This is a genomic window from Rhizobium sp. GW821-FHT14E12, from assembly GCF_058803745.1.
Genome location: NZ_JBXAPH010000004.1, coordinates 198,654 through 218,520, shown reverse-complemented (window position 1 = coordinate 218,520; position 19,867 = coordinate 198,654). Strand labels below are relative to the sequence as shown.

At 60.2% G+C, this 19,867-nt stretch carries 22 protein-coding genes and 1 tRNA gene; 13 read left to right on the top strand and 10 right to left on the bottom strand.

The genetic code is table 11. From position 1 onward, the window contains the following. Window positions 1-147: 147 nt before the first annotated feature. Complete coding sequence (locus tag AC1RO0_RS17895) at window positions 148-2,286, top strand: sodium-translocating pyrophosphatase (protein ID WP_498594186.1); 2,139 nt, start codon at window positions 148-150, stop codon at window positions 2,284-2,286. A gap of 72 nt (window positions 2,287-2,358) precedes the next feature. Here the strand turns inward: AC1RO0_RS17895 and AC1RO0_RS17890 are convergent, their stop codons facing one another. Further along, a complete protein-coding gene (locus AC1RO0_RS17890) occupies window positions 2,359-2,868 on the bottom strand; it encodes an outer membrane protein assembly factor BamE (protein ID WP_371109387.1) in 510 nt (169 codons plus the stop codon). Between the two features lie 279 nt (window positions 2,869-3,147). On the opposite strand from AC1RO0_RS17890, the gene AC1RO0_RS17885 reads away from it, so the two are divergent. The 6 genes from AC1RO0_RS17885 to AC1RO0_RS17860 all read left to right on the top strand — a co-directional run bounded on the left by AC1RO0_RS17885 (window position 3,148) and on the right by AC1RO0_RS17860 (window position 7,634). Further along, window positions 3,148-3,705: a ubiquinol-cytochrome C chaperone family protein gene (locus AC1RO0_RS17885; protein ID WP_498594185.1), complete on the top strand. Its 558-nt coding sequence runs from the start codon at window positions 3,148-3,150 to the stop codon at window positions 3,703-3,705. Between the two features lie 11 nt (window positions 3,706-3,716). Further along, window positions 3,717-4,274: a YceD family protein gene (locus AC1RO0_RS17880; protein ID WP_498594184.1), complete on the top strand. Its 558-nt coding sequence runs from the start codon at window positions 3,717-3,719 to the stop codon at window positions 4,272-4,274. 102 nt (window positions 4,275-4,376) lie between these two features. Next, window positions 4,377-5,423 (top strand): phosphate acyltransferase PlsX, encoded by a 1,047-nt coding sequence (plsX, locus tag AC1RO0_RS17875; protein WP_498594183.1) that lies wholly within the window; start codon window positions 4,377-4,379, stop codon window positions 5,421-5,423. A 19-nt stretch (window positions 5,424-5,442) separates the two neighbouring features. Next, window positions 5,443-6,414 carry a beta-ketoacyl-ACP synthase III gene (locus tag AC1RO0_RS17870; protein ID WP_498594182.1) on the top strand — a complete coding sequence of 324 codons (972 nt, stop codon included), beginning with the start codon at window positions 5,443-5,445 and terminating at the stop codon, window positions 6,412-6,414. Window positions 6,415-6,519: 105 nt separating this feature from the next. Next, window positions 6,520-6,858, top strand: coding sequence for an integration host factor subunit alpha (locus AC1RO0_RS17865; RefSeq protein ID WP_007692773.1), 339 nt, complete (start codon window positions 6,520-6,522; stop codon window positions 6,856-6,858). 227 nt (window positions 6,859-7,085) lie between these two features. Further along, window positions 7,086-7,634, top strand: a complete 549-nt coding sequence (locus tag AC1RO0_RS17860) for a MerR family transcriptional regulator (protein ID WP_012651214.1) — start codon at window positions 7,086-7,088, stop codon at window positions 7,632-7,634. 29 nt (window positions 7,635-7,663) lie between these two features. Here AC1RO0_RS17860 and AC1RO0_RS17855 read toward each other — a convergent pair whose 3' ends face one another. Further along, entirely contained in the window at window positions 7,664-7,945 is a 282-nt protein-coding gene (locus tag AC1RO0_RS17855; RefSeq protein ID WP_498594181.1) for a hypothetical protein, read from the bottom strand. Window positions 7,946-8,301: 356 nt separating this feature from the next. Here AC1RO0_RS17855 and AC1RO0_RS17850 point away from each other — a divergent pair, with 356 nt between their 5' ends. Then, window positions 8,302-9,402 carry a porin gene (locus AC1RO0_RS17850; RefSeq protein ID WP_498594180.1) on the top strand — a complete coding sequence of 367 codons (1,101 nt, stop codon included), beginning with the start codon at window positions 8,302-8,304 and terminating at the stop codon, window positions 9,400-9,402. 238 nt (window positions 9,403-9,640) lie between these two features. After that, the gene (locus AC1RO0_RS17845; RefSeq protein WP_498594179.1) at window positions 9,641-9,967 is read left to right on the top strand and encodes a hypothetical protein; all 327 of its coding nucleotides are present in this window, start codon (window positions 9,641-9,643) and stop codon (window positions 9,965-9,967) included. 75 nt (window positions 9,968-10,042) lie between these two features. On the opposite strand, the gene AC1RO0_RS17840 is transcribed toward AC1RO0_RS17845, so the two are convergent. Beyond that, window positions 10,043-10,303 carry a hypothetical protein gene (locus AC1RO0_RS17840; protein WP_498594178.1) on the bottom strand — a complete coding sequence of 87 codons (261 nt, stop codon included), beginning with the start codon at window positions 10,301-10,303 and terminating at the stop codon, window positions 10,043-10,045. Window positions 10,304-10,481: 178 nt separating this feature from the next. Between AC1RO0_RS17840 and AC1RO0_RS17835 the strand changes: the two genes are divergently transcribed. Then, a complete protein-coding gene (locus tag AC1RO0_RS17835; protein WP_498594177.1) occupies window positions 10,482-10,868 on the top strand; it encodes a BA14K family protein in 387 nt (128 codons plus the stop codon). A 114-nt stretch (window positions 10,869-10,982) separates the two neighbouring features. Further along, window positions 10,983-11,059: transfer RNA gene (locus AC1RO0_RS17830), tRNA-Pro, on the top strand. Window positions 11,060-11,095: 36 nt separating this feature from the next. On the opposite strand, the gene AC1RO0_RS17825 is transcribed toward AC1RO0_RS17830, so the two are convergent. Next, window positions 11,096-11,800 carry a thermonuclease family protein gene (locus tag AC1RO0_RS17825; protein WP_498594176.1) on the bottom strand — a complete coding sequence of 235 codons (705 nt, stop codon included), beginning with the start codon at window positions 11,798-11,800 and terminating at the stop codon, window positions 11,096-11,098. 240 nt (window positions 11,801-12,040) lie between these two features. On the opposite strand from AC1RO0_RS17825, the gene AC1RO0_RS17820 reads away from it, so the two are divergent. Both AC1RO0_RS17820 and AC1RO0_RS17815 read left to right on the top strand, forming a co-directional pair. Beyond that, complete coding sequence (locus AC1RO0_RS17820) at window positions 12,041-12,253, top strand: hypothetical protein (protein WP_498594175.1); 213 nt, start codon at window positions 12,041-12,043, stop codon at window positions 12,251-12,253. Window positions 12,254-12,476: 223 nt separating this feature from the next. After that, the gene (locus AC1RO0_RS17815; protein WP_498594174.1) at window positions 12,477-13,493 is read left to right on the top strand and encodes an extracellular catalytic domain type 1 short-chain-length polyhydroxyalkanoate depolymerase; all 1,017 of its coding nucleotides are present in this window, start codon (window positions 12,477-12,479) and stop codon (window positions 13,491-13,493) included. A gap of 3 nt (window positions 13,494-13,496) precedes the next feature. Here AC1RO0_RS17815 and AC1RO0_RS17810 read toward each other — a convergent pair whose 3' ends face one another. From AC1RO0_RS17810 to AC1RO0_RS17785, 6 genes are all read right to left on the bottom strand, one after another. Continuing rightward, on the bottom strand, window positions 13,497-13,787 hold the full coding sequence (locus AC1RO0_RS17810) for a helix-turn-helix domain-containing protein (RefSeq protein WP_498594173.1): 291 nt from the start codon (window positions 13,785-13,787) through the stop codon (window positions 13,497-13,499). A gap of 94 nt (window positions 13,788-13,881) precedes the next feature. After that, entirely contained in the window at window positions 13,882-15,087 is a 1,206-nt protein-coding gene (locus tag AC1RO0_RS17805) for a glycosyltransferase family 4 protein (RefSeq protein WP_498594172.1), read from the bottom strand. Beyond that, a complete protein-coding gene (locus AC1RO0_RS17800) occupies window positions 15,084-16,346 on the bottom strand; it encodes an O-antigen ligase family protein (protein WP_498594171.1) in 1,263 nt (420 codons plus the stop codon). The genes AC1RO0_RS17805 and AC1RO0_RS17800 overlap by 4 nt, the downstream gene beginning before the upstream one ends. Beyond that, the gene (locus tag AC1RO0_RS17795) at window positions 16,343-17,905 is read right to left on the bottom strand and encodes an undecaprenyl-phosphate glucose phosphotransferase (RefSeq protein ID WP_498594170.1); all 1,563 of its coding nucleotides are present in this window, start codon (window positions 17,903-17,905) and stop codon (window positions 16,343-16,345) included. Before AC1RO0_RS17795 ends, AC1RO0_RS17800 begins: the two co-directional genes overlap by 4 nt. A 76-nt stretch (window positions 17,906-17,981) precedes the next feature. Further along, window positions 17,982-19,127, bottom strand: a complete 1,146-nt coding sequence (locus tag AC1RO0_RS17790; RefSeq protein ID WP_498594169.1) for a glycosyltransferase family 4 protein — start codon at window positions 19,125-19,127, stop codon at window positions 17,982-17,984. 12 nt (window positions 19,128-19,139) lie between these two features. Beyond that, window positions 19,140-19,715 carry a polysaccharide biosynthesis/export family protein gene (locus tag AC1RO0_RS17785; protein WP_498594168.1) on the bottom strand — a complete coding sequence of 192 codons (576 nt, stop codon included), beginning with the start codon at window positions 19,713-19,715 and terminating at the stop codon, window positions 19,140-19,142. Between the last annotated feature and the right edge of the window lie 152 nt (window positions 19,716-19,867).

Below are 19,867 nucleotides of genomic sequence, written 5' to 3'. Positions count from 1 at the left end.
ACCCGCGGGCGGTCTTGACGCGACGTTTTCCCAAACGCAATCTCCGCTATGCACATCTGTCGACCGCCTTGGAGGAGGGGGGTCACCGTTGTCGCAGGCGGCCGGAGGAGGAGTGAACCGCCGGCTTTTTTGGAGGGAAAAAGCGAAATGTCGATTCTTTTTGGTGTTATCGCGTGCGGATTGCTCTCGGTGGTCTATGCCATCTGGACAACCCGGTCGGTGCTTGCCGCCGACCAGGGCAATGCACGCATGCAGGAGATTGCAGGTTATATTCGAGAAGGCGCGCAGGCCTATCTGGCGCGTCAATATAGGACCATCGCCGTTGTCGGCGTCATCGTCTTCATCGCGGCCTGGCTTTTGCTTTCGGCCGAAGCCGCTTTCGGTTTCCTGATCGGTGCGGTCCTGTCGGGCGCTGCCGGTTTCATTGGCATGCATGTCTCCGTGCGCGCCAACGTCCGCACCGCGCAGGCCTCGTCGCACAGCCTGGCGGCCGGTCTCGATATCGCCTTCAAGTCGGGCGCCGTCACCGGCATGCTGGTCGCCGGCCTCGCGCTGTTGGGCGTTTCCATCTATTTTTACGTGCTGACGGGCATTCTCGGCCATGAGCCGGGCTCGCGCGATGTCGTCGATGCGCTGGTGTCGCTCGGTTTCGGTGCGTCGCTGATTTCGATCTTCGCCCGTCTCGGCGGCGGTATCTTCACCAAGGGTGCCGACGTCGGCGGCGACCTCGTCGGCAAGGTGGAAGCAGGCATTCCCGAGGACGATCCGCGCAATCCCGCGACCATTGCCGATAATGTCGGCGATAACGTCGGCGATTGCGCCGGCATGGCCGCCGACCTCTTCGAAACCTATGCGGTCTCGGTCGTCGCCACCATGGTTCTCGCCGCGATCTTCTTCGCCGGCACGCCGGTGCTGGCCTCCGCCATGGTCTATCCCCTGGCGATCTGCGGCACCTGCATCATCACCTCGATCATCGGCACCTTCTTCGTCAAGCTCGGCGCCAATGGTTCGATCATGGGTGCGCTCTACAAGGGTCTGATTGCCACCGGCCTCCTGTCGATCATCGGTCTCGGCGTGGCCACGCAGCTGACCATCGGCTGGGGTTCGATCGGTGCCGTCGCAGGTTTCGATATTACCGGAACGAACCTCTTCCTTTGCGGCATTGTCGGGCTGATCGTCACGGCGCTGATCGTCGTGATCACCGAATACTACACCGGCACCAACAAGCGGCCGGTCAACTCGATCGCCCAGGCGTCTGTCACCGGTCACGGAACCAACGTCATCCAGGGGCTGGCCGTCTCGCTCGAATCGACGGCCCTGCCGGCGATCGTCATCGTTGGCGGTATTCTCGCCACCTACCAGCTCGGCGGCCTGTTCGGCACCGGCATTGCGGTCACCGCCATGCTCGGCCTTGCCGGTATGATCGTCGCGCTCGATGCCTTCGGCCCGGTCACCGACAATGCCGGCGGCATCGCTGAGATGTCGCACCTGCCGCCGGAAGTGCGCAAATCGACCGATGCGCTGGACGCCGTCGGCAACACCACCAAGGCGGTGACGAAAGGCTACGCCATCGGTTCGGCCGGTCTCGGCGCGCTGGTGCTGTTTGCCGCCTATTCGAACGACTTGAAGTATTTCGCGTTCCACGGGGATCAGTTCCCCTATTTCGCCGATGTGGGGCCTATCTCCTTTGATCTCTCCAATCCCTACGTCGTCGCCGGCCTGCTGTTCGGAGGGCTCATTCCCTATCTCTTCGGCGGCATTGCCATGACGGCCGTCGGCCGTGCGGCGGGCGCGATCGTCGAGGAGGTGCGCAGGCAGTTTCGCGAAAAGCCGGGCATCATGCTGGGCACGGAGCGTCCTGACTACGGCCGCGCCGTCGACCTTTTGACCAAGGCCGCCATCCGCGAGATGATCATCCCGTCGTTGTTGCCGGTGCTGGCGCCGATCGTCGTTTATTTCGGCGTGCTGCTGATCTCCGGCTCCAAGGCTTCGGCCTTCGCGGCACTCGGGGCTTCGTTGCTGGGGGTCATCATCAACGGCCTGTTCGTCGCCATTTCCATGACGTCGGGCGGCGGTGCCTGGGACAATGCCAAGAAGAGCTTCGAAGACGGCTTTGTCGACAAGGACGGCACGCGCCACATGAAGGGCTCGGAGGCACACAAGGCGTCCGTGACCGGCGATACCGTCGGCGATCCCTATAAGGATACGGCTGGCCCCGCGGTCAATCCGGCGATCAAGATCACCAATATCGTCGCGCTGCTGCTGCTTGCCGTTCTCGCCGGTTAAGGGCGAAAGCGTAACCAATGAAAAACCCGCGGGGCTCGCGCCTCGCGGGTTTTTTGATGCGGTCTATCCGGTTTATTGACCCGGATTGAGGTTGTTGAGGAAGTTCCTCGCACCGTTGACGCCGTTGCCGCCGCCCTGCAGGATCTGTTGCAGGAAGGTGATGTCGCGGCCGCCGGTCGGCGTCGTACGGCTGATCATGTCGAAGACCCTGCCGTCCTTCAGCGTATAGTTGGCTTCCTGCTTCACGATACCATCCTTGTCGAAGTAGATCGCCAGAATGTTCTGGTCGACCAGCTTCGGCTTCATGAAGGCCGCGGCGCGGGTGCGCTTCTGGGATATGTAATAGAAGACTTCGCCGTCGAAGGTCGCCGTCGTCGATGGCGTACCGAGCGAAAGCAGCACTTGCTCGCGGCTCGAGCCGACGGGCACGAGATTGAGCGATTGCTGATCGAAGATGTAGCCGTTGTTCATGACCTCTGTGGTCTTGCAACTCGTAAGCCCCGCGGTCCCGATCACCAGGGCGATGGCGGCACTGCTGATGAAAGTTCTGTCAGACTTGAAATACCGTTTCGTCAACGACATCCCATCTCCCCTAATGAATCAAACCGATGGCCGAGCGGCCAATAAGATCTTGCTGTGCACATCATTGTGGCCTTTCCGCGATTGGGTAAGGCATTAGCGATGTTGTTCGGCACTCTTCATCACCAATCGTGCACAGCGTGACGACGGGTCGGGGCGGGGCCTTGAAGCGGGCACAAACGGCATTGCAATTCGCGCCTGCTTCGGTAAACCAGCTTTTAAGTGGATGCAACAAGGCCAAGCGCGACACGGCGCTCTGAATGGCCAATTCCGGGAATTTTCATGATTTTTGGGCTGTTCCGCAAAAGAAATCACAATCAGATCATCGTCGTCAGACAATATGATGTTCTGACCGCAATGGCGCGCCAACCGGTTTTCTATACCGACTATGACGTGCCGGACACGGTCATGGGGCGTTTCGAACTGTTGTCGGCGGTGATGATCCTGTTTTTTCGCCGAACGCGTTCTTCCGCGACCAGCGGCCAGGAACTTGCGCAGGAAATTATCGATGCCTTTTTCGAGGATATCGATTATTCCATCCGCGAACTTGGAATCGGTGACAACAGCGTGCCGAAGCGGATGAAGAAGCTGGCCGGCATGTTCTACGGGCGGCTCGAAAGCTATGCGGCCGCTATGGATGGTAATGATCGCGATGCACTGGCCGCGGCACTTCAGCGCAATATCTACCCCAAGCCGGGAAAGGATGCTCCCTCGATGCATGGCCTGGCGGACTGGATGATGATGGCAGAGGCGCATCTGGCGCGCGTGCCGGAAGCCGAGATCGCCACCGGTTCGGCAATCCTCCCGCAGCCCGGCGGGATCGACAAAGACGTAGCCTAGGAGACAAGAAAATGAAGAAACCGAACTCCGATGAAACGCCCTTTTCCTATCCGGTAAAAGTCGGCCACATCTCCGCCAATCCGGTGGAGGTGCGTCTTGCAGCCGACAACCGGGAGCTTGAGGGTCTCGCCAAGCTTTGGAATGTGCTCTCCGTGCCGAAACTTGAGGCGGACCTGAAGATAGCGCGATGGAAGCGTGACGGCGTTCGCCTCAAGGGCAATGTGCGCGCAAAGATCGTCCAGGCCTGCGTCGTGACGCTCGAGCCGGTCGAATCGGATATCGACGAGGAATTCGAGCAGATCTTCGTCCCCGAGGGGTCGAAGCTGGCGCGGGTGCCGTCCGTGGATGCCGGGGAAATGGTGCTTGACCCGGATGGTGCGGATCTTCCGGAAACCTTCACCGGCGATACGATCGACGCCGGTGCGGCCGTCGCGGAATTCGCCGCGCTTGCCATCGATCCTTACCCGCGCAAGCCCGGTATCGAGTTTGAAGACCACATCGAAGACACAGGCGAAAATGACAAGAAACCGTCGCCATTCGCTGTCCTGAAAGACTGGAAAAAGGAATAGACACCCCTGGCAATTGAACACAATTCAGTTGTAACGCGGGGAGAAACCGGTATTTTGACGCCAATTTCGCCAGGCCCGGCGGACAAGAAGGACTAGGGACGCGTGATCAGAATTTCTCTTGACCTAATGGGTGGCGATTTCGGCCCTGAGGTTGTTATTCCTGGCGCGGCCAAGGCGCTGGAGAGGCATCCCGATATTACCTTCATCATGTACGGCATGAAGGATCGTTGCGAAGCGATCTTGGGCAAATATCCAAAGCTCCGCGACAAATCCGTCTTCCACGAATGCGATGTCGCCATCAGCATGGACGAAAAGCCGAGCCAGGCGCTGCGTCGTGGCCGCTACGTCTCCAGCATGTGGCGCTCGATTGAGGCGGTGAAAGTCGGCGAGGCTGATGTCGTCGTTTCCGCGGGGAATACCGGCGCGCTGATGGCGATGGCTAAGTTCTGCCTGCGCACCATGGCCAACATCGAACGCCCGGCGATTGCCGCGATCTGGCCGACGCTTCGAGGCGAAAGCATCGTGCTCGATGTCGGCGCAACGATCGGCGCCGATTCGCAGCAATTGCTCGATTTCGCATTGATGGGCGGGGCGATGGCCCGCGCCCTCTTCGAGATCGAACGCCCGACCATCGGCCTCCTGAATGTCGGTGTCGAGGAAATCAAGGGCCAGGAAGACGTCAAGGAAGCCGGCCGTCTGATCCGCGAAGCCAATCTTGAATCGCTCGAATATTCCGGCTTCGTCGAAGGCGACGATATCGGCAAGGGCACGGTCGACGTGGTGGTGACGGAAGGCTTTTCCGGCAATATCGCGCTGAAGGCCGCCGAGGGCACGGCAAAGCAGATCGGCGCTTACCTGCGCGCGGCGATGACGCGCACCCTGCTTGCCCGTATCGGCTATCTCTTCGCGAAAGGTGCCTTCGACCTGCTGCGCGAGAAGCTCGATCCCAGCAAGGTCAATGGTGGCGTCTTCCTCGGCCTCAATGGCATCGTCATCAAGAGCCATGGCAGCGCCAACGCCGAGGCTTTCGCGGCGGCCATCGATGTCGGTTACGATATGGCCAAGAATGGCCTGACACAAAAAATCGAAAATGATCTGAAAAGATACCATGCCAGGCGGCAGCCGCCGATCGGACCTGAAGCGGCATGAGTGACGGGGTATAACAGGAATGATTCGTTCAGTTGTTCGCGGATTCGGGTCGGCGCTGCCTAAGCGCGTCATGACGAACCGTGATATGGAGCAAGTCGTAGACACCAGTGATGACTGGATCGTCCAACGCACCGGTATTCGCCAGCGCTATATCGCCGGCGAAGGCGAAACCACGGCCTCGCTCGGCGAGCAGGCGGCACGGGCAGCCCTTGCCAATGCCGGATTGACGGCCGACGATCTCGACATGATCATCGTCGCCACTTCGACGCCGGATAACACCTTTCCCGCCACGGCGGTGAACATCCAGAACCGGCTCGGCATGCATCATGGCTTCGCCTTCGATGTTCAGGCTGTCTGCTCGGGCTTCGTCTATGCCGTGACCACCGCCGATGCCTATATTCGCGGCGGCGTTGCCAAGCGAGTGCTGGTCATCGGCGCCGAAACATTCTCTCGCATTCTCGATTGGACCGACCGTACCACTTGCGTTCTCTTCGGCGACGGCGCCGGCGCGTTGATTCTCGAAGCGGGCGAGGGGACGGGCGCCAATACAGATCGCGGCGTGCTGACGGCAAGCCTGCGCTCGGACGGCGCGCACAAGGACAAGCTCTATGTCGATGGCGGACCGTCCTCGACGGGGACGGTCGGCGTGCTGCACATGGCTGGCCGCGAGGTGTTCAAGCATGCGGTCGGCATGATCACCGATGTCATCGAAGCGACGTTCAAGGCAGCCGAGGTGACGGCCGATGATCTCGATTGGCTGGTGCCGCACCAGGCCAATCGCCGCATCATCGACGGCTCGGCCAAGAAGCTCGGAATTGCTCCCGAAAAAGTTGTGGTGACGGTGGATCTTCACGGCAATACGTCTGCCGCGTCGATCCCGTTGGCGCTGGCTGTTGCTGCCGGCGACGGCCGAATCAAGCGGGGCGATCTGGTGATGCTGGAGGCCATGGGCGGCGGTTTCACCTGGGGCGCGGTTCTGCTGCGCTGGTAGGCCAAGTCTCTAAAATCCGATTCCGAACAAGAGCTTGACCGTTTGGCGCAAGGGCAATACTCTCGCGACTTGGATAATAATACGCAGCAATTTGGGCGGGGAACCATGACGGGCAAGACAGTGACGCGCGCAGACCTGGCGGAGTCGGTATTCCGGAAAGTTGGCCTCTCACGGACCGAATCTGCGGAACTCGTCGAGACGGTGATCGATGAGATTTGCAACGCCATCGTGCGTGGCGAAACTGTGAAACTCTCTTCTTTCGCGACATTTCAGGTGCGCGACAAGAATGAGCGCATCGGTCGAAATCCGAAGACCGGCGAAGAGGTGCCCATCTCTCCGCGTCGCGTCATGACCTTCAAGGCGTCGAACGTCCTGAAGACGCGTATCCTGAAGGCCCATGCCAGCCGCAAGGCGAAGGCACGGCCGGCAAATCCCGCTTCCTGATCCATTGAAAACTGCTGCCGGCGTGACCTGGCACCGGTGCGGTCGCGCCGTTTTCCCGGCCTTTCTGCGTTGTTTTTCGACTTGCTTGTGAAACAACCGAAGAGATGACTTGAATTTCTCCCGGCAAACCGTTGAAATATGGTGAGTCGTATCGCGACGAGCTGCGGTGCGGATATCCGGTTTTGCATGGTCTGGCCCGCGTGGCGTCGGAAACATGCTGTGGGAGTATGACGATGGACAAGAGCCCGGATGCATTTCGCACGATCAGCGAAGTCGCGGAAGACCTTGATCTGCCGCAGCATGTCCTGCGCTTCTGGGAAACCCGTTTTCCGCAGATTAAGCCGATGAAACGGGGCGGTGGCCGGCGCTACTACCGGCCCGAGGACGTCGATCTGCTGAACGGCATCCGCCATCTGCTCTATGATCACGGCTATACGATCAAGGGTGTCCAGAAACTCCTGAAAACCAACGGCAATAAATTCGTCATCGCCGTCGGCCATGGCGATCTCGCCAGTGTCGAGGCGCTTGCCGCCGCCGCGCAGGAACCGGCCCCGGCCGAGCCGCGCGTCGGATCCGGCCATCCCGACGAGGATCAGATCGTCGGACGCGCCAAGGCGCCGATCAGCCGCCGCTTCTTCAACTTCGTAAGCGGCGAAGACGACGTGCCGGATGTTTCCCTCGGCAAGTCGAGCGTCGGCAAGGAAGACAGGGCGCTGCTTCAGGAAACGCTCTACGACCTCCTGGAATGCAAGCGACTGCTCGACCAGGTGCGCTAGGCGAAGCCTTCTGCTTCAAAACTGTCTGGTCAATTGCACTTCCGCGGAACGATGGGCTTAGCCTGGCTCGGCGCAACAATGGATTTGCCGTCGGCGGAGCGTGGCAGCGTCCAGCAGGCATTCGGATCTTTTTCGTCCGTACCGTCGGTGTCGCTTCTGTCGATGATGGTACTGCGATAGTTGTTGTCTTCGGCGCCAGGGCTATCTCCCCAGCCGCCTCGATCGCCGCCCCCGTTTCCGCCGGAGGCGGCCATTGCTGCCGTGCCCATGCCGACGATGAGCAGGCATACGCTTAAGATTTTGAAAGCCATCGATTCTCCTCCGAATCATACCTCACTGGCATCGCGTGTGATCGCGACCGCCTCCTGAACCCGGCTGGCGATTATATTTATGTATCGCCGCCCTTCAATATAGCCTGGCGCAGCGTGAGCGCCGTCCCGCCGGATCAAAGGCAGTGATATTTTTGTCACGAACGACAATCCATGCCAATGTGACAATTAGCTTGCTATGCTTATTGGCTTGCAAGCGCTCTGCCCCGGGTTCAATTTTCTTAATGAAGCATTATTGCTTCGCCCCGTCATGGGGAGATGCCAAATCAGGCTATGGGGCGGTGTGAAGTTGTCTACCGCGGACTCCATCCCCTGATGGATATTCGAATGGAGATACCATGAACATCAAGAGCCTTCTTCTCGGCTCCGCTGCCGCGCTGGCAACGGTGAGCGGCGCCCATGCGGCCGATGCCATCGTTGCGGCCGAACCAGAGCCACTGGAATATGTCCGCATCTGCGATGCCTACGGCACCGGCTATTTCTTCATTCCGGGCACCGAGACCTGCCTGAAGATCGGTGGCAAGGTTCGCACCGAGGGCGAATGGTACGACGCCTATAATCCGACGAATAAGGTCGGCACGCTCTGGCATGAGCGCGTTGAGCTCAATGTCGATACGGCGACGGACACGGAATATGGTCCCCTTAAGACCAACATGATCCTGCGCTGGGAATGGAATGACGGAGGCGCCACGGCCGATAAGCTGCTGTTTGCCAATATCAGCCTGGCCGGCTTCACCGTCGGCAAGCTTGACTCGCAGTATAATCTCTATGCGGGTTACGCCGGCGACGTCATCAACGACGATGCGATCTATGATGGCCCGTATGAGCTCAATCAGCTGACCTACAAATATGATACCGGCACGGGTTTCTCTGCCGTCATCTCGCTGGAAGACAGCAATTCCGGATCAAATTCCGACAGCTACGGCGGCGCCTGGGTTACCTCGAAGGCCGATCAATACGCGCCCAACGTCGTTGCCGGTCTGGGCTATACGACCAGCACACTCGGCTTCAAGGTCGTCGGCGGTTATGACTCCATCGTCGAGGAGGGCGCCATCAAGGCCCGCGTCGACGCCAAGTTCGGCGGCGTGGAAGCTTTCCTGATGGGCGGCTGGAATACGGACGGCAAGAAGCTCAACCAGTATGCCGGCACCTATCAGGATGAATCGGCCTGCACGACCTCCGATGGCGTTGTTCATGGGGCAAAGTGCGGCTGGGGCGATTGGGCCGTCTGGGGCGGCATTGGCGTGCCGGTCAACGACAAGCTGAAGTGGAACCTGCAGCTTGCCTATACCGACTCGAAGATCTTCGAGGCGACGACGAACCTGAAGTTCAACCCGGTCAAGGACCTGCTCATCGAGCCGGAACTGACCTACATGCATTATGACTTCATCAACGATGACACCGTTGCCGGCATTCTGCGTTTCGAGCGGAACTTCTGATCGGACATGATCTCGCTGACCTTCGTGTAACAGGGTCAGGGATAAGAGAATGGAAGAGGGGCTAGCCGTTGTGCTGGCCCCTTTTGTTTGACGTCATCTCGCGAGCATGCGCCGGGCGAAATGCGCCTTGTCCATGGTGTCTCCTTATTAACTAATTGGTAATGAACGACTTGCGCTGAAATACCTTTGGCTGTATTTCTCAACTCCGGGACAACACTTTAGATTGCTGGAGAGGAATATGCGCGTACGTGCTACCATGGCGGTTGGTCTTTTTGCCATATCGACCATTTTGACAAGCTGCCAGACACCCGAACAATCCGCCACAAGCGCCGAAATGACCTGCCAATCCCAGGGATTGCGTCCGGGCACGCAGCGTTACAGCCGTTGCGTCGGCGCCACCTATCAGGCAAATCGCTCGCAGGCACAGCAGGCCGAAAACCAGGCTGCGGCAGGCATTGCCGCCGGCGTCATCGGCGGCGTTCTCGTCGGCGCTGCGGTCAGCGACAATCATCACCGCGGCTATTATGGCCGGCCCTATTATCGCCGCTGCTATCGCTGCTGGTAAGCCGGATACGACAGAATACAAAAACTCCGCCGACGCTGCGCCGGCGGAGTTTTTGTTTGCAAATATGCTCTCAGCCTATAGCGGCCGCGTCATCACTTGGCGGCTGACCAGCTTCAGGCTGTGATCCGGCTGGATGATGTAGGTCTCATAAACATCCTCACCCCATTGATTGGTGAAATGATGCGGCAGACGCGTGCCTGGAGGCGATTGCGTCAGCTTCATCTCCGGCTGGCCGCGATAGGTGATGCTGCCGGGGATCGGCTGCAGGGATTGTTCGGTCGTTGTGCATGCGGCAAGCATCGGCGCGCATAGCAGAAGGGCAATCAGCGGCTTCATCGTGTAACGTTCCAATGACTTCTTATTCAATGACAATCCGTCGGGAAGAAAGACGGAAAGACACCTGTGAGCGTGGCTTGAACCCACTATATATAGGTAATGTCGGAGTGGTCGGCGGCAAGGTTTTTCACGCAGAAGTGCTTGGATCCGCCGCTGTCGGACTTGGAAGGAGCTACAGATGCGAATGATCACCAGGTCGATGGCTGCCGTTGGTCTCAGTCTATTGCTGGCCGCCAGCGCGGTCGCGCCCGTCAGCGCCATCACCATGCCCGCGCTTTCGGTGCCGGAACAGCAGTCCGACATCATCCAGGTTCACGACCATTGGCATAGCCACAACCACTGGCGCGGCGGCCACAAGCGCCATGGCTCCGACAGCTATTACGACGACAATTCGGATAGCGGCGTGCTCTTCAAGTCCTTCGTGACCGGAACGCTGTTCTATAGGCAGCACGCGGAACGCTATTATGATGGCCACGCACGCACCTGTGCCAGCCGCCATCAATCCTACCGCGCGTCGGACAACACCTACCAGCCGAACCGAGGGCCACGTCGGGAATGCAGGTGAGCAAGAGAGCGAGGGTTTTCTCGCTCTGCACGCCATTTTTCTCCCAGGCCGCGATTTTACCTCTTGCGCTGCCATGGCTGACAGACTAATGCAATCAGGCCTTTTTAGGCAGGTCGGGGCGTAGCGCAGCCCGGTAGCGCACTTGACTGGGGGTCAAGGGGTCGCAGGTTCAAATCCTGTCGCCCCGACCATTTATCTCCTTGAACTCCCAATCAAATTCTCACTGATCAACTGCACCAGGACACTGTCCGCCCTGTCCAGCGGCGTGCCAGCCCTTCGGACACCAGTTGATCGCCGATGGAACGGCCGGCGCGCATGGCGATGCGGAATTTGCCGCCATTTTGATCTTCGCCGCGGGCACTGCCGGAGAGTGCGAACGTGCCGTCGTTGAGGAGCGCCTGCAGCCGCAGTTTCGCGGCGGCGCCCTTCTGTTGTTCGCCGGTGCAGCGCGAGGGGGCGATGTCAGGTACATCGATATCCGCCAGGCGGATTTTGATCCCATTTTGCCAGAAGGTACTGCCGTCGACGACGCAATTGATCCCGGTCGTGCCGCCACATAGGCCGAATCGGCCGCCGCTCTCGCGGGCCGGGGCGGTCGCCAGAACCGGCGCTGCCCGCTCCGCCGGCAAGGAGATGGGAATGGCGGCGGGCGGAACAGGCATTGCAGAGTCCGGGCGCTCAGGCACGACGACCGCCGTCTTGATCTTCGGTTTCACGGCCGGCGTCGGTGCCGCCTGTACTGCCTCTGTCACCTGCGATATATGCCGGGCGCCGGTGGCGCCGGCATTGGCCAGCAGTGCCGGCATTTCCCGGCGATGCTCATAGGCGAAGATGCCGGCTATGGCGGCGAGGCCGACCATGCCCCATAGCCACATCGAATTGCCCGCTTTGGACTGTGGCTTGCGCCGCGTGCGTCGTTTCGCTTTTGCCATGGTGTCATCCCTTAATTGCGGGGGGATTATCGCCGCGATTTCTTACCGATCCGTTGGTTTTTCGATTGTTGCAGCTGCGCATTTGCAGATTGCAATGTACGGCTGTGAACTGGCAGTACGACAAAACCTTCCTTGCCAAGCCCTAGGACAGGGCGCATAGTTACCCACGATGTGCCGGTTATAAAGCGGGCTCCGGCGAGTGTACTAGCGTGCTTCCGCCCGACGGACGAGGCAGCGCAGATGTTGGAAACCTCCATCCACCCCCAGGATTTACCCTTGTTTTCGGACGATCTGGATCGTCTGGAGAAGGTGCTGGGTGCAGTCTGCAAGGATCGCGGCATCGATCATCGCGGCCCGGAGGCGGAGCGTCTCGGCGCGCTGATCATCCAGCTCTATCGTCAGGGCGTGAAGGAAGACGCGAAGCTCATCGCGCTGGCGCGAGCCTATCTCTGACATCTAGGCTTTTTTGTTGACGATAATCTAATCGATTTAAGCTGATTTCACATAGCTGCAATGATGCATTGTGACTGTTCGAATCCCGTTCTCCGCCCTATATTTGCTGCATCGCACAAATAGAGTCGCATTGCTCGATGCCGGCCCCTTGGGGACGGAGTGCGGTCGCTGCCCGCCAAACAAGATCAACAACGGCGGGTGCGGATAATTTGAAAGGTCTAGGATGAATTTCAAGGTTCCGAGCCGGCTGCGCCGTTTGCTCGTCGATTCCGTCGAGTTGCCACAGCTCAAGTTTCCCGTAACGCGGCCGCGCTCGCAGCCGGCACGTCAGCGCGTATCCACGCAGCTCGTGCCGCAGAGCCTGACGGAGGTCTTGTGGTTCGGGCGCAATCCGGGTGACCTGCGCATGCTGGAATATGTGCCGCCAGGCGTCGAGGGGCCGATGCCGCTCGTTGTTGTCTTGCATGGCTGTCAGCAGAATGTCGAGGATTTCGATCGGGCCAGTGGCTGGACGGCCTTGGCGCGCAAGCATGGCTTCGCCGTTCTTTATGCCGAGCAGAAGCCGTTCAACAATCCCAATCTCTGTTTCAACTGGTTTCGTCCGAGTTCGGTAACGCGCGATCGCGGCGAACTGGGGTCTATCCGCGAGATGATCGACTTCAGCCGCCGGCTGCACAAGATCGACGACAACAGGATTTTCGTCATGGGTCTCTCGGCCGGTGGCGCAATGGCGTCGGCGCTGCTTGCCACCTATCCGGAACTGTTCGCCGCCGGCGCCATTATCGGTGGCCTGCCCTTTGGTGCCGCCCGCGATGCCATGTCGGCACTGGATGTGATGAGAAGGGGTTCTGCGCGCCCGGCCGAAAAATGGGCCGAACTCGTCCGCGAAGTCTCGCCGGATGCCGTCCGGTTCCCGTCAGTCTCCATCTGGCATGGATCTGACGACGGCACCGTCTCATACGCCAATGCCGAGGCTTCGGTGGCGCAGTGGCTGGCGGTGCATGAGCGTCCGCAGACGAAGGGCCGGTTGCGCCTGTTCGAAGGCGGCGAGCGGCGCGAATGGCGCGGCGACCATGGCGACGTGGTTGTAGAGCTGGTAACGCTCAACGATTTCGGTCATGGCCTGCCGGTCCGTTCCAGTGTCGCAGGTAAGGAGCCGGCTAACGATACCGAGCGCTTCATCCTGTCGGCCGCCATCTCGGCGCCGGAGCAGCTGGTTCAAAGCTGGAAGCTGGCGTAAGGGTCAGTCGTCGTTGGTGGCGTTCAGGTTTTCCGGCCGCGTGCCGCCATTTTCCGCCCAGTGCTTGAAGCGGATGCCAGCGCCGCCGTTTCCGTCGCTGCCGTTGGCGAGAAACAGGACGCCATGGGCTTCGAGGACGGAGCGCACGGCGACGAGCGATTTGGCGTCCGCCGAACTGACATCCGTTTCCAGCGTTTTGATCGTTGCCAGGGGCAGCTTGCTTTCTGCGGCAAGCGCCTCCGGTGTGAGGCCGAGCATGGCGCGTGCGCCGCGGAGTTGCGCTGATGTGATCATGGTTGAAATTTAGCGCAAAAACCCGAAAATCGGAACCGATTTCGGAGAGAGTTCACCTGCAAATTTAAAGAATGCCGCCTTTTTCGTGCATCCTTCAGGAGGCGCTGCGCAGCAGGAGTTTTTCCTGTCTTCGCAACGGCGCGGGTGCGCGATAGCCGAGCAGTTCGAAATAGATTTCCTCTGTCGCGTCGGCCATGCCGGCGAGCGTATAGCCATCCTTGCGCTGGCGGGCCTCAGTGGTGAAGTTCCGCAGCAATTTCGGGTCGGCAAAGCGCCGCATCGTCATCGCCAGTTCCGACGGATCGTCGCTATTGGCGACGATATAGCCGTTACGTCCGGGCTCGATCACCGTGCGCGCGCCGCCGACATCGGTCAGAAGCAGCGGCTTGCCGCCAGCCGCGGCCTCCAGCATGACATAGGACATGGCCTCATAGCGGCTGGGCATGACGACGACGTCGAAGGCATCGATGGCGGCGGCACCGGGGATGGCATCATCCAGATAAGCCCGATCCTCAAGGCCGGCCGTCTTGATCATGCCCTTGACCGTGTCGGCCAGCTCCCCGACCCCGATCATCAATAGATGGGCTCGCGGCAACTCCCTGGCAATGCGGGCAAAAGCCTGGACGAGCCGCTCCGGTGCCTTCTGCCGCGTCAGCCGGCCGACGAAACCGAAGAGCAGGGCGTCCTGTGGGATTCCATAGCGGGCGCGGATAGCGGCGCGTTGCCCTGATGGTGGCGCGCTGACGCCATTGACGACGATGCGCAGGCGCGCTTCCGGAATGCCCAGTGACCGCGCGTGATCATACTCATCGCGGGACACGCAGATCAGGCGGTCGGAGAGCCGGCTGCCGAGCAGCCGCTCGATGCCGCCATAGATCGTCCGGCCTTTGGGGTCGAGCGTCGGGTCCATGGTGCGGAAGGCATGCGGTGTGTAGATGACCGGGACATGCGGTCCCGGTAGCCGCAGACGCGTCAGCGCACCCGCCTTGGAGCTGTGACCGTGAATCAGGTGGAATGGTCCATGCCGCGCAGCGATCCGGCGAATGCCCCACCATGCGGTGAGATCCCACGGCCCCGGTGCGCGCCGCATGGCGAGCGGAATGACGCTGTCGAGGCCCATGCCCTCCAGCTCCGCGACGAAGGCGGCTTCGGCACGCAGCGGCGAATAGACCGCCGTCACCGAATGGCCCCGGTGCTGCATGGCGCGGCAGAGGTCGAGGAAGTGCCGCCCGGAGCCGCCGCCGCTGGGTTCGAGGACTTGCATCAGTGACAGGCGTTTGACGCCGACATTGATGTTCATGGTGCCGCTTCCCTTCGGGACAGGCCACGCTGATAATGTTGCTCCAGCGCCCCGCAGCCCCAGACGATACCGATCAGCATGTAGAGATGGCGCCAATGGTCGGTATCGATGACATTGCCGATGCCGACATGGCCGAGAATGACGATCCAGGCGATCATCACGTAAGGCTGCCAGGGCCGCTCCTTCAAAAGGTTGCGAAAGCCGATGTAGATGGTCCAGCAGATCATGCTGACCCAGCAGAAGAAGCCGAGCCAGCCATAGGTGGTGAGTGTCTTCAGCCAGATATTGTGCTCGTCCTCGCGAAAGAGGGTGGAGAACACCAGCGGGCCGATGCCGAGCGGCCTTTCCATCGACATCATGAAGCCGAGGCGATGGCGCTCGAAGCGGCCGAGATGGCCGCCGTCATAATCCTGCACGAGCTGCGTGCGGGTCGAGAACAGGTCGCTGACCTGATGGAATTGCAGCGCGACGATCAGCACGGCGACCATGAGAACGATTGCCGTCAGCGACATCACGAGAATGCGCAGCCGAAAGGCATTGCTGCGGTGTTTCAGCAGCATGCAGAAGATCAGCATCACCGAGGCAAAGGCGAACAGCGCCCAGGCGGCACGCGAGAAGGAGAGAAAGATGCCGAAGGCCAGGACGATCAGGCATAGCGCCTTGATCGGTGCTTTTTTGAGGTCACCAATCAATATGCCGTGCATGAGGAAGATCGTCGGTGTCACCAGGTAGGGACCAAAGACGTTCGGGTCCTGGAAGGCGCCCATGGCACGGTCGTAGCGCGTGAAAATCCCGAAGCCTGGGACGGCGTGGAAATAGCCGAGGATGCCAAGGCTTGCCGTGATCAGCGCGGCAACGACCCAGGTGTTGAAGATCAGTTTCAGCCGCTTTTCGCTGTCCTCGATGATCGCGGCGTAGAAGACGGCACTGAGCGCCAGGAAGGTTGAGACGGCGATATAGACCGGACCGTCGAGATGATCGCTGGCACCGAGATCGCGCATCTGCGTCAACGACAGCATGCCGCCGACATTGAAGGCCAGAAACAGAGCCAGCAGTGGTGCGGTGTTGCGCGAGATTTTCAGCCCGAGGATGAACCACGCGCCGATGAGAAAGGCGAGCCACAGCTCATAGGGCGCGGGCTCGGCGATGACGAAGCCCGACAGGAACACCCCGAAGGCGACGCAAGCCGTGCCGATCAGCCGAAGCGTGGCAAGCTGCGGCCGGTCGACACGCTGGTATGGGAGATCGATCGCGGTCAATAGGCGTTTTCCGTGTTCAGAAGACGGAAGGGCGTCAGGAACAGGATCTTCAGATCGAAGAGCAGCGACCAGTTCTCGATGTAGTAGAGGTCATAGGCCGTGCGGAACTTGATCTTGTCGTCGCTGTCGATCTCGCCGCGCCAGCCGTTGATCTGCGCCCAGCCGGTGACGCCGGGCTTGACGCGATGGCGGGCGAAATAACCCTCGACCACATCGGCATAGGTGCGGTTATGGCTCGCCGCCAGTACGGCATGCGGACGCGGACCGACGAGCGACAGGTTGCCGATGAGCACATTGAAGAGCTGTGGCAGCTCATCGACCGAGGTCTTGCGGATGAAGCGGCCGACCGGTGTGACACGAGGGTCGTTCTTGGTGACCGCGTTGCGGGCAGTCGGGTCGCTCATATGCGTGTACATCGAGCGGAACTTGAGGACCTTGATGATCTCGTTGTTGAAGCCGTGACGCTTCTGCATGAAGAAGACCGGCCCCTTCGAGGTCGTCTTCACGGCGATTGCGGCGGCAAGCATGACCGGCCAGAGCAGCAACAGCGCGAGCAGGCTGAAGAAGACGTCGAAGATGCGCTTGGCAACGCCATCCCAATCGCGGATCGGCTTGTTGAAGATGTCGAGCATCGGCACCGCGCCGATATGCGAATAGGCGCGCGGGCGGAAGCGCAGCTTGTTGGCATGCGCTGCCAGGCGGATATCGGCGGGCAGCACCCAGAGCATCTTCAGGAGTTGCAGAATACGGTCTTCGGCGCTCATCGGCAGCGCGATGATCAGCATATCGACCCGGGTCAGCCGGGCGAATTCGACCAGCTCGGGGACGGTGCCGAGTTTCGGGTAGCCGGCCACCATGACCGGCGACCGTTTCTCGCCGCGATCGTCGAAAATGCCGCAGATGCGGATATCGTTGTCGGGCTGATGCTCGAGCGCGCGGATCAGTTCCTTGGCTGGCTCGCCGCCACCGACGATGACGGCGCGCCGCTCCATGATGCCGTTGCGAACCCAGTGGCGGATGCCATAGGCGAACATCAGGCGCGCGCCGACAAGGAAAATCGCACCGGCGACAAACCAGGTGGTGAGAAGGCGGACGGAATAGACGCCATCGACGTGGAACGGCAGGAGGGCAATGGCGACCACCGCGAATGCCGCCACCCATGGCAGCAGGATGCGCTGCAGGAAGCGGTGCGGCATGCGCAGCATCGGGATTTGATAGGCGTCGGCCACCTGCAGAAAGATGATGGCGAGCGTGCTGAGCGAGATCGTTACCGTTGCTTTCGCCAGAAAGGAATGATCGCCCGGTGCTGTCAGGAAGAAGAAAACCGCAAGTCCGACGACGAGCAGCCACAGGAATTCGAAGAGCCTGTATTGGCCGATGATGATCGCCGGCGTCTGGTTGCCTTCGCGAAACTGCTCGGCGATCTGGCGGGCATAGGCATTGATGTCGCCGGACAGAGTCTCGCCGCCCTTTTCCTCGGCGCTGCGGGCGCGGATTTCCGAAACCTGCTTGCGAATATGGTCCAAGTCAAATTGCTTGGACTTCTCGATGGGGTTCATGGCAATTCATCCGATCGTTACCGGATATCGCCTAGCAGGTATGAGCTAAGAAACGCTTACAACACTCGCTTGTATTCTAACGTTCGGCACCTGGCTCAAGTATATTGTAATATAGGTCGACAGTATCCCTTGCCATGATCGAGGCTGAAAACGCTGAGCGGATTGTGCCTATATCGGGCATCACGCGGCGAGCCCAATCCGGCTCGGTGATAGCCTCGGCCATCACGCGCGAAAGATCGTCTGTATCGTCGGGAACCACGAGCGCCGCGCTATCATCGCCAAGCGCTTCGGGAATGCCGCCGACGCGCGAGGCGATTACGGCTTTTTCCGCCGCAAGCGCCTCCAGCACGATATAGGGCATGGCCTCGGCGCGCGACGGAACGACGACGGTCTGTGACAGGGCAAAAGCGTCCTGCACGCGCATGGCGGGCAACAGGCCGATGCGTTGGCCGAGGCCGCGCTCGATCATCATCGTCCGATATTTGTCCCTGTCCGGCCCGTCACCGATCATCAGCGCCGAGAGGGGGCGTCCGATCCGTCGTTCGGTCTTGGCGAAGGCCTCTACAAACAGATCGGGACCTTTAAGGTCCCGCAGCATGCCGATATAGACGAAATGAACCGAGTCCGATCGTGTGGGGACAGTCCTGAAGTCATTATCGCTGATGCCGTTATAAATCAGGGCGGTGCGCGTCCGTGGCTTGCCGATCTTGCGCTCGTAACTTCGACGTTCGAAATCGCAGATGAAGATCAGCCCGTCGGTCAGGAATTCCAGCAGCCGCTCCAGGCTATGGACCAGAACGCCCTGCGGCGAGGTGCGCGAGAAATGCAGGCTGCCGCCATGCGCTGTGTAGAGGCGGGCTACGCGATACTTCTTCACCCGCAGGACTGAGCCAATGATGCGTGCAAGCAGGCCGCCCTTGGCGCCGTGCCCATGCAGCACATCCGGCCGCAAACTTTTGATTATCTTATAGCTTTTCCAGAGCGTCGTCATATCGGACAGGCTGATATGACGACGGATCGGCAGGCGCGTCACGCCGAGCGCGAGGAAGGGCCGGACATCGTCGAACAGCCGGTCCTCATGCGCCCCGCCGGTGAGGCTGTCGCAGAGAATGCCGACCTCATGGCCCGCCTTGCTCTGCTCCTCCGCCAGGTCGCGGATGTGGCGGAAGACCCCGCCGACCGGTGACCTGAAGCAATGGAGGATGCGGAGCGGTTTTGTCATGATCGTGAACGGTCAGAACAGCCGTTCGCGGATATAGATGGTATCGCCCGCCAGCACCGGATCCGAGATGCCGACCCGACCGGTCATGACGTGACCGTTGATCTTGCGGGTCACGTCGGCATTGGCCTGGTTGGCACGGCTGCTGAAGCCGCCGGCAACCGCGATGGCGTTCTGGATCGTCATGCCTGGCACGTAGGAATATTGGCCGGGCTGGCCGACTTCGCCCATGATGTAGACCGAGCGGTAGCGGTCGATGTCGATGGTGACATCGGGATCGCGGATATAGCCTTGGCGAAGTTTCTGCGCGATCTGGCCGGAGAGCTGCTGCAGCGTGCGGCCGCGGGCAGGGACCTGGCCGATCAGCGGGAAGGAAATGTAGCCGGCCTGGTCGACCGTATAGGTGTTGGTCAGGCCTTCCTGGTCGAAGACGGTCACGCGCAGGCGATCGCCGCTGTCCAGCATATAAGGCTGGATCGTCGCTTCACTGAAGGCCTTCGGCGCAGGCTGATAGGTGTTGCAGCCGCTGAGCGCGGCGCTCACGGCAGCCATGCCGAGTGCCAGAACAATCTTTGGCTTTGCGAAGGACATTTCGCGCTCACGGGTGAGGAAAATCACTGTCGTCGTTATCGATCCGTTAGGGTTAACGGTCGGTAAAGAGCGAAGAAAATTTCATGTCATTCATTAGGGATTGCGAAAATAATACTCAGAAATACTATTAACGCTTGGGTTACTATAGTCGT